11 protein-coding genes and 1 pseudogene are annotated in these 12,838 nt (G+C 72.7%); 7 read left to right on the top strand and 5 right to left on the bottom strand.

Translation table 11 applies throughout. The features are described 5' to 3' along the window. Both ACFW2G_RS21520 and ACFW2G_RS21525 read right to left on the bottom strand, forming a co-directional pair. Positions 1–650 (bottom strand): annotated as a pseudogene (locus ACFW2G_RS21520) (hypothetical protein); the annotation flags it as partial. A 10-nt stretch (positions 651–660) separates the two neighbouring features. Beyond that, a complete protein-coding gene (locus ACFW2G_RS21525) occupies positions 661–915 on the bottom strand; it encodes a MoaD/ThiS family protein (protein WP_384583501.1) in 255 nt (84 codons plus the stop codon). Between the two features lie 475 nt (positions 916–1,390). On the opposite strand from ACFW2G_RS21525, the gene ACFW2G_RS21530 reads away from it, so the two are divergent. The 5 genes from ACFW2G_RS21530 to ACFW2G_RS21550 all read left to right on the top strand — a co-directional run bounded on the left by ACFW2G_RS21530 (position 1,391) and on the right by ACFW2G_RS21550 (position 6,939). After that, positions 1,391–2,173, top strand: coding sequence for a response regulator transcription factor (locus ACFW2G_RS21530; protein WP_037924626.1), 783 nt, complete (start codon positions 1,391–1,393; stop codon positions 2,171–2,173). A gap of 70 nt (positions 2,174–2,243) precedes the next feature. Next, positions 2,244–3,266 carry a LacI family DNA-binding transcriptional regulator gene (locus ACFW2G_RS21535; RefSeq protein WP_037924624.1) on the top strand — a complete coding sequence of 341 codons (1,023 nt, stop codon included), beginning with the start codon at positions 2,244–2,246 and terminating at the stop codon, positions 3,264–3,266. Between the two features lie 195 nt (positions 3,267–3,461). Then, positions 3,462–4,667: a S1C family serine protease gene (locus tag ACFW2G_RS21540; RefSeq protein WP_384583498.1), complete on the top strand. Its 1,206-nt coding sequence runs from the start codon at positions 3,462–3,464 to the stop codon at positions 4,665–4,667. A 101-nt stretch (positions 4,668–4,768) separates the two neighbouring features. Beyond that, on the top strand, positions 4,769–5,506 hold the full coding sequence (locus tag ACFW2G_RS21545) for a response regulator transcription factor (protein WP_037924619.1): 738 nt from the start codon (positions 4,769–4,771) through the stop codon (positions 5,504–5,506). Further along, a complete protein-coding gene (locus ACFW2G_RS21550) occupies positions 5,503–6,939 on the top strand; it encodes a cell wall metabolism sensor histidine kinase WalK (protein WP_037924616.1) in 1,437 nt (478 codons plus the stop codon). Before ACFW2G_RS21545 ends, ACFW2G_RS21550 begins: the two co-directional genes overlap by 4 nt. Here ACFW2G_RS21550 and ACFW2G_RS21555 read toward each other — a convergent pair. Both ACFW2G_RS21555 and ACFW2G_RS21560 read right to left on the bottom strand, forming a co-directional pair. Further along, on the bottom strand, positions 6,919–7,803 hold the full coding sequence (locus ACFW2G_RS21555) for a phosphatidylinositol-specific phospholipase C (protein ID WP_384450324.1): 885 nt from the start codon (positions 7,801–7,803) through the stop codon (positions 6,919–6,921). The two genes, ACFW2G_RS21550 and ACFW2G_RS21555, sit on opposite strands and share 21 nt — an antisense overlap. Before the next feature lie 54 nt (positions 7,804–7,857). After that, on the bottom strand, positions 7,858–8,448 hold the full coding sequence (locus ACFW2G_RS21560) for a TetR/AcrR family transcriptional regulator (RefSeq protein ID WP_384450322.1): 591 nt from the start codon (positions 8,446–8,448) through the stop codon (positions 7,858–7,860). Between the two features lie 122 nt (positions 8,449–8,570). On the opposite strand from ACFW2G_RS21560, the gene ACFW2G_RS21565 reads away from it, so the two are divergent. Continuing rightward, the gene (locus ACFW2G_RS21565) at positions 8,571–9,353 is read left to right on the top strand and encodes an alpha/beta fold hydrolase (RefSeq protein WP_037924610.1); all 783 of its coding nucleotides are present in this window, start codon (positions 8,571–8,573) and stop codon (positions 9,351–9,353) included. Positions 9,354–9,469: 116 nt separating this feature from the next. On the opposite strand, the gene ACFW2G_RS21570 is transcribed toward ACFW2G_RS21565, so the two are convergent. Continuing rightward, entirely contained in the window at positions 9,470–11,287 is a 1,818-nt protein-coding gene (locus ACFW2G_RS21570; RefSeq protein ID WP_384450317.1) for a bifunctional metallophosphatase/5'-nucleotidase, read from the bottom strand. A gap of 170 nt (positions 11,288–11,457) precedes the next feature. On the opposite strand from ACFW2G_RS21570, the gene mshD reads away from it, so the two are divergent. Beyond that, a complete protein-coding gene (mshD, locus tag ACFW2G_RS21575) occupies positions 11,458–12,384 on the top strand; it encodes a mycothiol synthase (RefSeq protein WP_037924606.1) in 927 nt (308 codons plus the stop codon). Positions 12,385–12,838 lie beyond the last annotated feature (454 nt).

Below are 12,838 nucleotides of genomic sequence, written 5' to 3' on the forward strand. Positions count from 1 at the left end.
CCGGACCCCGCCACAACCTGGCCGCCCTGGCCGCCCTGCGACCAGTCCTGCGCCGGCATGGCCGACGCCTCGTCGCGGAACCAGCCCTGCGGAGCCACCGGCTGCTGTGCCGGGCCGGTGTAGGGCGGCAGGTAGGCGGTCTGCTCGGCGGCGCCCCCCTGCTCCTGGCCGGGACCCGGATACGGCGGCAAGTAGGCCGTCTGCTCCGCGGCACCGGACCCCGCCACAACCTGGCCGCCCTGGCCGCCCTGCGACCAGTCCTGCGCCGGCATGGCCGACGCCTCGTCGCGGAACCAGCCCTGCGGAGCCGGCGTCTGCGGCTCGGGACCGGTGCCCGGTGCTCCCCAGGCCGGCCCCTCGGCCGGAGCCTGGCCGTGGCCGTGGCCGAGGCCGTGGCCGAGGTCCTGGCTCTGGGCCGGGTACGGCGGGTAGGCCCCGGCCGGGCCGGGAACGGCCCCCGCCCCCGGGCCTGCGACCTCCTCGCGGAACCAGCCCTCGGGCGCGACCGGCTGCCCGGGCACCGCGCCCAGCGGCGGATGCACCGGCTGATAGCCGGTGTCCCAGGTGTCGGCCTGCCAGGTCTGGGTCCCGTACGGATCCTGCTGCGGCTGCTGCTGCGACTGCTGCTGTCGTTCCTCAGGCGTGCTCATCGGCTCCCGCTCACCCGCCCGCGAACGGCGGGAGCACCTCGACGGTGCCCCCTTCGGTCAGTGCCACGGAGGCGTGCGGGCGCTTGCCCACGGGCTCTTCGTTCACGAGGAAGGAGCAGCGCAGCAGGACCCGGGTCAGCTCCCCCGGGTGGCGTTCCCGCACGCCGTCGAGCGCCTCGGCCAGTGTCCGCGCCGAGTACGGCTCCTCCGCAGTCCCGGCAGCGGCCTTGGCCGCCGCCCAGTAGCGGATGGTTCCGGTTGCCACTGCAGCTCCCATCGTCTCGTCGGCTCTCTGCCGTCGGCCTCCATGATGGCCCCTCCGGCCGCCGCCCCCGGCGTGCCCCGACGCGCCGTCCGTGCGCCGGGGTGGACCGGCACCGGCGTCCCGCATGCCTCCGTTGCGGTGAAAAACGGTGCATACGCAGGGCGGGAACGTGGCAGGAGCGTGGCAGGAACCACAGAGGATGAAGTAGGAGGGCCTCGGTCGGGAAGAGCAGGTGGGCTATTCTGCTGGCGAGAGGATCCGGGCAATGTGGCCCCCGGGTCCTTTTGTGCTTTCAGCACGTTGAACGAACCGAGAACAACGGTGACCGAGTCGGCCCCCAGGGCGCGGGGACGCGAGGACACCGGGCGACACGTACGAAGCAGTACCGCGCACGTCCTCGACGGGACCGAGGAGGAACCGACGTGATGGACCAGCGAACCGTGCACCACCGTCCGGCCCGGGCAGGTGGTCGGTCATGAGCTCGCTCCTGCTGCTCACCAACGCACTGCAGCCGTCGACCGAAGTGCTGCCCGCACTCGGCCTGCTGCTGCACAACGTCCGGGTGGCACCGGCCGAGGGCCCCGCCCTCGTCGACACCCCGGGCGCCGACGTCATCCTCGTGGACGGCCGCCGCGACCTGCCGCAGGTCCGGTCGCTGTGCCAGCTGCTGCGCTCCACCGGCCCCGGCTGTCCGCTGATCCTCGTCGTCACCGAGGGCGGCCTGGCGGCCGTCACCGCCGACTGGGGCATCGACGACGTCCTGCTGGACACCGCCGGCCCCGCCGAGGTCGAGGCACGCCTGCGGCTGGCCACCGGCCGCCAGCAGATCGGCTCGGACGACTCCCCCATGGAGATCCGCAACGGCGACCTGTCGGTGGACGAGGCCACCTACTCCGCCAAGCTCAAGGGGCGGGTGCTGGACCTCACCTTCAAGGAGTTCGAGCTCCTGAAGTACCTCGCGCAGCATCCCGGCCGGGTCTTCACCCGCGCGCAGCTGCTGCAGGAGGTCTGGGGCTACGACTACTTCGGGGGCACCCGGACGGTCGACGTGCACGTACGGCGGCTGCGCGCGAAACTCGGCCCCGAGCACGAGTCCCTGATCGGCACGGTCCGCAACGTCGGCTACCGCTTCGTCACGCCGGAGAAGGTGGAGCGGGCGGCGGCGGAGGCCGCGGCCCAGGCGGCGGCCCAGGTCGCCGCGGAGGCGGCCGCGGAGGACTCCTCGCGGGCCTCCGGGGCGGCCACCCGGTCGGCGTAACGGCCCGGTGATCGTCCGGTCCGCGGGACTCGCTGCCCGGAGATAGGTCACCCCGCGTAGACTGCCGCGCGTGGCCAAGGTGACGCGGGATGACGTAGCGCGACTTGCGGGTACTTCTACCGCCGTCGTGAGCTACGTCATCAACAACGGACCCCGGCCGGTCGCCCCGGCCACGCGCGAGCGTGTCCTCGCCGCGATCAAGGACCTGGGCTACCGCCCGGACCGGGTCGCCCAGGCGATGGCGTCGCGGCGCACCGACCTCATAGGCATGATCGTCCCCGATGCGCGCCAGCCGTTCTTCGCGGAGATGGCGCACGCGGTCGAGCAGGCCGCCGCCGAGCGCGGAAAGATGGTCCTGGTCGGCAACTCCGACTACCGCACCGAGCGTGAGGTCCACTACCTGCGGGCCTTCCTCGGTATGCGGGTCTCGGGCCTGATCCTGGTCAGCCAGGGCATGAGTGAGCAGGCGGCCGGCGAGATCGAGGCGTGGGACGCCCGCGTGGTGCTGCTGCACGAGCGCCCGGAGGCGATCGACGACGTCGCGGTCGTCACCGACGACATCGGCGGCGCCCAGCTCGCCACCCGGCACCTGCTGGAGCACGGGCACGCGTACGTCGCCTGTATCGGCGGCATCGAGAACACCCCCTCGGTCGGCGACCCGGTCGCCGACCACGTCGAGGGCTGGCGCCGGGCCATGCTGGAGGCCGGCCGCTCCGTCGAGGGCCGGCTCATCGAGGCCCCCTACAACCGCTACGACGCCTACACGGTCGCCCTGGAGGTCCTGGCGCGGCCCGACCGGCCGACGGCCATCTTCTGCGCCACGGACGACCAGGCGATCGGCGTGCTGCGCGCCGCGCGCGAGCTGCGCATCGACGTGCCCGAGGAGCTGGCCGTGGCCGGCTTCGACGACGTCAAGGAGGCGGCCCTCACCGACCCGCCGCTGACCACGGTGGCCTCGGACCGCCCGGCGATGGCCCGCGCGGCGGTGGACCTGGTCCTGGACGACGGCCTGCGCGTGGCCGGCTCGCGCCGTGAGCGCCTCAAGCAGTTCCCGTCGGCCCTGGTGATCCGTCGCTCCTGCGGCTGCCGCTGAGGCCCGACCGGCCGGGTCCGCCGGGTCGGCGACGGGCCGCTGCGTCCGAACGTGCTGTACCGCATCGCGCGGGGTTCCGGGGTCTGACGCGGCCCCGCACGGGCGGACGTGCCCTTATATCGGGCATACGCGGTTCTGTCGGGCTTCTCAGGTCGGACTCAGGCGGCTCTCATCCACGGCGGGGAGAGTCGTCTCATGACCGAGAGCTTCCGCCGCGAAGGCGAGTACCCGCAGGAACACCGCCCCCCGCACGCGCCGTTCGGCGAGGACTGGCAGCACGGAGGCAACCGGCCGGCGCACGGAGCCGGGACCGGGGCGTATCCGCCGCCGCCCTCCTACCCGCCGGCCGCGCCCGGCTGGCACGAGGCTCACCGGCCGCCGGTCATCGTGGGCGAGACCGTCCCGGCGGCGGCCGGCGGCGACGGCGACCCGGGCACCCCGCAGGGGCCGGCTCACGCCGCACCGGACCGGCGCGCGAAGAAGCCCGTCGCCCTGCTGGCCGCCGTCGCGCTCGCCGCGGCCCTGGTCGGCGGCGGCACCGCGGCCGCCGTCCAGCAGCTGATGGACCGGCAGACCGCCACCGGCGGTGGGATCAGCGGCACGAACGTCTCGCAGTCCAGCACCGGCACGGTCGCCGGCATCGCCGAACAGGTCAGCCCGTCGGTCGTCCGCATCGACACCCGCACCGGCTCCGGCCAGGGCACCGGCTCCGGCTTCGTGCTGACCGCCGACGGCGAGATCGCCACCAACAACCACGTCGTGGACGGCGCCACCCAGATCCAGGTCACGACGAGCGACGGCAAGAAGTACGGCGCCGAGATCGTCGGCACCGACCCGGGGAAGGATCTGGCCCTGATCAAGCTCCAGGGCGCGAGCGGCCTCAAGCCCGCCGTGCTCGGCGACTCCGACAGCGTCAGGGTCGGCGACCAGGTCGTCGCCATCGGCTCCCCCGACGGCCTCACCGGCACCGTGACCAGCGGCATCGTCTCGGCCCTGAACCGCGAGGTGAAGGTGCCCACCTCGGACCGGAGCACCCCGCAGGGCCGGCAGCAGGGCGAGGGGGGCTGGCCCTTCTCCTTCGGCGGCCGCCAGTTCAACGGGGACACCGGCTCGAACACCACTTCGTACAAGGCCCTCCAGACGGACGCCTCCCTCAACCCGGGCAACTCCGGCGGCGCCCTGGTCAACATGAAGGGCGAGATCGTGGGCATGCCCTCCGCGATCTACTCGCCCTCGGCCGGCAATTCCAGCGCCGGCAGCGTCGGCCTCGGCTTCGCCATCCCCGTCGACACGATCAAGGCCGACCTGGACTCCCTCCGCAAGGGCGGACCCGGCGGCAAGGGATCCTCCGGCAGCGCCGGCGCCGACTCCTTCGCCGACGGCTTCGGCACGTCGTTCTAGCCCGCCGTGCGAGGCTGGGAGACGCCGTCAACCGCCGGAACCCACCGCCGGACGCCACCGCCGGACCCCGCAGCCGGCCACCACACCTGGGAGACCCATCCATGAACCCCGCCGAAGGCGAAGCGCGGATCCTCGTCGTCGACGACGAACCGGCCGTACGCGAGGCCCTGCGCCGCAGCCTCGCCTTCGAGGGGTACACCGTACAGACCGCCGTCGACGGGCTCGACGCCCTCGACAAGGCGGCCTCGTACGCTCCCGGCCTGATCGTGCTGGACATCCAGATGCCGCGGATGGACGGGCTCACGGCTGCCCGACGGCTGCGCGCCTCCGGCAGCGTCACCCCGATCCTGATGCTCACCGCCCGCGACACCGTCGGCGACCGCGTCACCGGCCTCGACGCGGGCGCCGACGACTACCTCGTCAAGCCGTTCGAGCTCGACGAACTCTTCGCCCGCGTCCGCGCCCTGCTGCGCCGCAGCTCCTACGCCGCCGCGCAGGCCGGTGGCGCCGCCGACGCCCACCAGGACGCCCTGAGCTTCGGCGACCTGCGCATGGACCTCGCGACCCGCGAGGTCACCCGGGCCGGACGCCCGGTGGAGCTGACCCGTACCGAGTTCACGCTGTTGGAGATGTTCCTCGCGCACCCGCGCCAGGTGCTGACCCGCGAACAGATCCTCAAGACCGTCTGGGGTTTCGACTTCGAACCCAGCTCCAACTCCCTGGACGTGTACGTGATGTACCTGCGCCGCAAGACCGAGGCGGGCGGCGAGCCGCGCCTGGTCCACACCGTGCGCGGGGTGGGCTACGTACTGCGCACCGGCGAGGGCGGGCCGGAGTGAGCCCGCTCGCCCGCTTCCGCGCACTGCCGCTGCGCTCCCGGCTGGCCCTGCTGGTCACCGTGGCGGTGGCGCTGGCCGTCGCGGCGGTGGCCGCGGTGTCGTGGGTGATGGTCCGCACCCAGTTGCGCGACCAATTGGACAGCGCGCTCCGCGCCACCAACGCCGAGGCTCAGGCCAACCAGGTCTACCGCACGCTCGGCTGCGTGGCCGTCACCGGTGCGCTGCCGGAGCGGCCCGCCAACAACCTCAGCGCCCAGGTACAGATCGTGCGGCCGGACGGCAGCCACTGCTGGATCGACGGCCGCAGCACCCTGCGGATCAGCGCCATCGACCTGGAGGTCGCGCAGCGGCGACGCGGGGCGGCGCTCTACGACGCGACCACCTCCGACGGAGTGGCGGTCCGCGTCTACACCCAGCCCGCCCTGCTGGACGGGCGGGCGGCCGCGCTGACCGTGGCCAAGCCGCTCGCCGACGTCGAGAAGCCGCTGTCCACCCTGGCCTGGGTGCTGCTCCTGGTCTGCGGCGTCGGTGTAGTCGGCGCCGGCGCGGCCGGCCTGTGGGTGGCCCGCACGGGGCTGCGGCCCGTCGACGAGCTGACCGACGCCGTCGAGCACATCGCGCGCACCGAGGACCTGACGGTACGGATCCCCGACGAGGGCGACGACGAGATCGCCCGCCTGTCCCGGTCCTTCAACTCGATGACCGCGGCCCTGGCCTCCTCCCGGGACCGGCAGTCACAGCTGATCGCGGACGCCGGGCACGAGCTGCGCACCCCGCTGACCTCGCTGCGCACCAACATCGAGCTCCTCGCGCGCAGTGAGGAGACCGGGCGGGCCCTCCCGCCCGACGACCGGCGGGAACTGCTCGCCTCGGTCAAGGCGCAGATGACGGAACTGGCGTCGCTGATCGGGGACCTGCAGGAGCTGTCTCGGCCGGACGCGGCCTCGCCCGGCCCGCTCGGGGTGGTTCCCCTGCACGAGATCGCCGCGGCGGCGCTGTCCCGGGCCCGGCTGCGCGGTCCGGAGCTGTCCTTCACCTCGGACCTGGAGCCCTGGTACGTACGGGGCGAGGCGGCGGCGCTGGAGCGCGCGGTGGTCAACGTCCTGGACAACGCGGTGAAGTTCAGCCCGCAGGGCGGCTCGGTCGAGGTGGCGCTGCGGGCGGGCGAGCTGACCGTGCGCGACCACGGGCCGGGCATTCCCGCGGAGGACCTGCCGCACGTCTTCGAGCGGTTCTGGCGGTCCGAGTCGGCCCGCGCCCTGCCCGGCAGCGGCCTGGGCCTGTCGATCGTGGCCCGTACGGCGGCCCGCGCGGGCGGCAGCGCCGAGCTGCGGGCGGCGGTGGACGGCGGTGCGGGAACGGAGGCGGTGCTCCGCATCCCGGGGGCGCCGACCCCGCCGCCCTCGGACCCGTCAGTTGTGCCGGATCAGTGAGGCGACCAGGCCGGAGCGGGTGTTGGGGAAGTCCATCGGGACGATCCCGAGCCCGGTCCGGCCGGCCATCTCGGCGCCGTCGACGAAGCCGTGCACCTGCGGGTTGAGCCGGTCGGAGTTCCACCGCGGCGGCATGTACGCCGCGGTGCTGACGTAGTTCACGTAGAGCTTGCCGGGCTGCTGGACGGCCTTGCGGAAGTGGTTCTCGATCCGTCCCCGCTTGGCGAAGGGTTCGGTGTTGTAGTCGTCCTGGATGTCGAAGACGTTGCCGTCGCCGTAGCGCAGGCCGGGCAGGCCGCCGTTGTCGGCGAGCAGGAGCACCCTGCCGCGGGCCTGTCCGAGCGCGGGCGGGGCGCCGGTGATGAGGAACAGCGGGCGCCAGCCGCGGTGGTCGAGGTAGTCGTCGAAGACGGCGCGGAATGTGGCGTCGCTCTCCTGCGAGTACTCCTGCTTGAGGCGCATCAGGACGGTCTCGGAAGGATGTGCAGCGAGGAAGGTCCGGCAGGCGGCGAGGACGTCCCCGAACATGAGGTCCTGGAAGAACGCCGCGTGGTGGATGGCGAAGGATCCGCCCGTGACCCGGCAGCGTATGTCGAGGAAGCGGATGCCGGAGTCGAGCTGCTGGGCGATCGAGGTGTTCTGGCAGGCGACGTAGAGCCCGCCCTTGGTCGCGCCGGAATCGTGCGTGCCGGGGATGGTCATCCGCTGGAGGGCGGTGGAGTCGCCGAGGCCGGCCATCCAGTCCCGGGTGCCGAGTGCCGCCGCCGCGGCGGGTACGGCTCCCCGTACGGCGGCCGTTCCGAGGGCCAGCGCTCCGGCCAGGAAGGTCCGCCGTCCCATTGCCGTTCCGGTGCCCGTGCCCATGCCTGCCCCTTCGCCGACCCGGTAATGGCCGGATTATGGCGTGCACACGTCAATTTAGCCATCCGTCAGCGGCGGCCGGTCTTCGAGCAGTTCGACCATGGAGCGCAGCCCCTGGAGAAGCTCACGGCCGTCCGGCGCCTGCTCCGGATCGGTCAGGGTCTGCACCATCACCCCGCTGAGCAGCGCGATGTGCATCGAGCCGAGAGCCCGCACGTCCCGCTCGGAGACCTCCTCCGGCGGCACTCCTCGCAGGGCCGCGGCCACCGTCCGGCGGTTGCGGCGCTGCCCCTCGGCGAGCACCGCGAGCAGTTCCGGCGAGGACTGCGCGTGGACGAAGGCCTCGACGGAGGCGAGCCAGAGCCAGCGCATCTCCCCGAAGTCGCGGATCTTGCGGTCCCAGGTGTCGGCGTACCGCTCCCCCGCGGTCCCGCCCTCGCCGGCGAGCCGACCCGATCCCGCGGCCCACTCCTCCATGGCGGCGAACAGGGCCTGGTTCAGCAGGGCCTCCCGGGACCCGAAGTGGTAGCCGATCGCGGCCATGCTCACCCCCGACGCCGTGGCGATGTCGCGCACGGTCGTCCGCAGGTACCCCTTCTCCTCCAAACAGCGCCGGGCTCCGGCCAGCAGGTCCTCGCGATTTCCCATGCCGGGATCGTAGCCGCGCCACTTTTTGGGCAAGCGCCCAATACAAACGTATTGCGCGCTTGCCCAACCGCTGGCAGGGTGGAGCCACCGACACGACCCACGGGCCCACGGGAGGCAGGACCATGCGCCAGGAACTGAAGATCGACGACCGGACCCTCTCCTACCTGGACTTCGGCGGCACCGGCCGCCCGCTCCTCGCCCTGCACGGCGGCATGTCCGAGGCCCTCGCCTTCACCGGACTCGCCGCCGCGCTCGGCGACGACTGGCGGGTCATCGCCCCCGACCAGCGCGGCCACGGCGCATCGGACCGGGCGCCCCACTACCGCCGCGAGGGGTACGTCGCCGACGCCGTGGCCCTCCTCGACCACCTCGGCCTCGACGCCCCGGTGCCGCTGCTCGGCTACTCCCTGGGCGGGCTCAACGCCTACCACCTGGCCGCCGCCCACCCGGACCGGTTCGCCGCGCTCATCGGCGTCGACGCCACCGTCGAGATCCGCATCCCCGACGGCCCGAACTGGTTCGACTTCCTCGACGGCCTGCCCTACACCGCCCCCACCCGCGAGGAACTCCTCGACGCCGCCGGACCGGCCGCATCCTTCGTCGCCGACGGGCTGCGGCCCCTCCCGGACGGCAGCGGCTGGCGCTTGGCGTACCACCCGCAGGACATGCTCGACTCCCTCCACGCCTGCGCCGGCGACCACTGGGACACCTGGCTCGCGAGCACCTGCCCGGCCCTGCTGATCCACGGCACCGACAGCCAGGCACTCACCCGGCCGGTCGCCGACGCGATGACCACCCGGCGCCCGAAGACCTCGTACGCACCCCTCGACGGCGACCACTTCGCGCCGTTCACGGACCCGGACGGGTTCCACCGGGCCGTCGGGACGTTCCTGGCGGCCCTCTGATCCCTCCCCCCGTCCCGCATCCCTCCCGTCCCCGCACCACGGGGGTGCACGGGGAACGCCGAAGGGGCGGCGGGCCGGTGGGCCCGCCGCCCCTTCGGGCACGCTGTGCGCGGGTGTTACTTGATGACGGTGATCCGGTTCGCCGCCGGCGGGGCGATCGGGGAGGACTCCGAGGAGTTCTTCATCAGGTAGGCGTTGAAGCAGTCCAGGTCGGGCGCGCCCACGAGCTTGTTCCGGTGCTCCTTCAGGACCGTGAAGCCGTCACCGCCGCCCGCGAGGAACTCGTTCATCGCGACCCGGTAGGTCGCGGCGGGGTCGATCGCGGCACCGTTCAGCCTGACCGAGTCCACGACGATCCGGTCGGCGCCCGCCTTCGTCATGTCGAGGGTGTAGGTGAAGCCCTTCGACACCTGGAGGATCTTCGGGCTCGGGCCGTTGACCGGGCCGCTGACCTGCTGCTGCAGTGCGGTGATCAGCTGCGCGCCGGTCAGGTCCACGACGTTCATCATGTTGTTGAACGGCTGGACCGTGAAGGACTCGCCGTAGGTCACCACGCCGTCGCCCTCGTCTCCCGAGGCCTTGTAGGCGAGGTCCGAGCGGATGCCGCCCGGGTTCATCAGGGCCAGCTGCGCACCGCCCTTGTCCGCCGGGGCGAGCGCCTCCAGCTGGGCGTCGGCGATCAGGTCGCCGAGCGGCTTCTCGGGCTCGGACGAGCCGCGGCCCGCGATGTCGGCCGAGATGAAGCCCTGCGGACGGTTGGCGATCGGGGCCGCCAGGGCGTTCCAGCGGCCGATCAGCTCGGTCATGTCCGGAGCCTTGGGCTGGTCGCGGTGGACGACCTTGTTGACCGGCTTCGGCGAGGTGACCGGCGTACGGACGATGTCCTTGGTCTTCCGGTCGTAGGTGAGGGTGGTCTCGGTGAACAGGCGGCCGATGGAGGCGGCCGAGGTCACCGTGCGCGGGTTGCCCGCGGGGTCCGGGATGTTGCAGGCGTACGCCTGGTGCGTATGGCCGGTGACCAGCGCGTCGACCGTGGCGTCGACGTTCTTGGCGATGTCCACGATCGCACCCGAAATGCCGGCGCCGGCGCCCGGGGCGTCGCAGTCGTAGTTGTACGCACCGCTCGCGGGCAGACCGCCCTCGTGGATCAGCGCGACGATCGACTTCACGCCCTGCTTGTTCAGCTCGGCCGCGTACTTGTTGATCGTCTCGATCTCGTCGCCGAACGTGAGGCCCTTGACGCCCTCGGCAGTCACGACGTCCGGAGTGCCCTCCAGGGTGACGCCGATGAAGCCGATCTTCACGTCGCCCTTCTTCCACACGTAGGTGGGCGACATCAGGGGGCGCTTGGTCTTCTCGTCCGTGACGTTCGCGGCGAGGTACCGGAACGTGGAGCCGGTGAACTCCTTGCCGAACTCGTAGCAACCGTCGACCGGGTGGCAGCCGCCGTACGCCATGCGGCGCAGCTCGGTCTTGCCCTCGTCGAACTCGTGGTTGCCGACGCTGGAGACGTTCAGGCCCAGCTTGTTCAGCGCCTCGATGCTCGGCTCGTCGTGGAAGAGCCCGGACAGCATCGGGCTGCCGCCGATCATGTCGCCGGCCGCTGCGGTGACGGAGTACTCGTGGCCCTTGCGGGCCTCGCGCAGGCTGGTCGCGAGGTACTCGACCCCGCCCGCGGGTATGGCCTTGGTGGTGCCGTCGGCCTGACGTTCGGTCACGGTGCCGGAGGAGCCCTGCGGAGGCTCCAGGGTGCCGTGGAAGTCGTTGAACGACAGCATCTGCACATCGACGGTACGGCTCTTGGCCGCACCGCCACCACTCGCGGCCCCGGCCGGCAGAGCGGCGGCGACCATCGCCCCGGCCCCGGCCGTGACGGCGAGGGCGGCGAAGGTCAACCGGCGGGTTCGGCGGTGCCGTTGTGGCGTCGCTGACATTTGGTCCCCTTTGTGGACAGCGATACTGCTCGGGAGGTCCGCCGAAGCCTATGGTCAACGCGCGTAGCTCTACCAGGGGGTAACGGGTATCGCGTTGGTTACACGCAGAAGAAGGACCGACCCAGCGTCCGCGCTCCGCTCGGCGGCCGGGACGGTCGTAGGCTCGTTCCATGACTGACGCAAGCGCGGCCCTGGAGCCGGGACGGCAGATTCAGACCCTCGACGAGCTGACGGGGGAACAGGCCGACGCCGTCCTCGACCTGATCGAGGACGCGGCGCGTACGGACGGCACGACCGCCGTGTCCGAGCAGGGAAGGCTCCAGCTGCGCGGAGGAGCACGCCCGGGCATCCGGCACTTCCTGCTCACCGACGGCGGCCGGCTCGCCGCCTACGGACAACTGGAGGACACCGACCCGGTGGAGGCCCCGGCCGCCGAACTCGTGGTGCACCCGGCACTGCGCGGTCGCGGCCACGGCCGGGCCATGGGGATGGCCCTGCTGGCCGCCTCCGGCAAGCGACTGCGGGTATGGGCCCACGGCGGCAAGTCCGCAGCCCGGCACCTGGCCCAGGTACTCGGCCTGACCCTCTTCCGCGAGCTGCGCCAGCTGCGCAGGCCACTGGCCGAAGGGGCCCCGCTGCCCGATCCGGTGCTCCCGCCCGGCGTGACCGTACGGACCTTCCTGCCCGGCACCGACGACGCGGCCTGGCTGGCGGCGAACGCGGCCGCCTTCGCCCACCACCCCGAGCAGGGCTCGCTCACCCAGCGCGACCTCGACGACCGGATCGCGCAGCCCTGGTTCGACGCCAAGGGCTTCTTCCTCGCCGAACGCGACGGAGAGCTCGTCGGCTTCCACTGGACGAAGGTCCACGCGGCGGAGCAGCTCGGCGAGGTCTACGTGGTCGGCGTCCTGCCCGGCGCCCAGGGCGGCGGCCTCGGCAAGGCCCTCACCGCGATCGGCCTCCAGCACCTGGCCGCCCAGGGCCTGCCGACGGCCATGCTCTACGTCGACGCGGACAACCCGGCGGCCCTGGCCGTGTACGAGGGCCTCGGCTTCACCACCCACGAGGTCGACCTGATGTACCGCACGGAGAGCTGACCCCCCGCGGGGCCCTAGCCGGGGCCCCCGGCCGGGCTCCCGGCCGCGGTGGTCGGCCCCGCCGGTCCAGCAGCCTCTCCTCTGGTCGCCGGGACGCCGTCGACCCTCGTGCAATCGCTGAGCCGGACCGGTGACGGGGGCGTAGCGTCCCAGTCTCGCGACGCTGTGCACCGACCCCCGGGAACTCCGCCAACGCGCGCAGGCCCGGGGGATGGTGGGGCAGGGACCGGAGGTCACCCACGATGGCGGCGGCCAAGGTGTGGTGCCGCACCCAGCCGGGCGCCGCGCGGCGAGGGGATTCCAGCCCGACACCCCACCGACCGGCAGCCCCGCCCCGGGCGCCGGGCCAGGGCCGTACCCCAGCCGGAGCCGGGAAGCCATGCGCCATTAACCGGGCATTCAGAAGCGCTTGCGACTCTCCCCCAATGCAGCCCCGACTCCGACTGACGGCAGA

Source organism: Streptomyces sp. NPDC058880 (genome assembly GCF_042742535.1).
Lineage (GTDB): Bacteria > Actinomycetota > Actinomycetes > Streptomycetales > Streptomycetaceae > Streptomyces.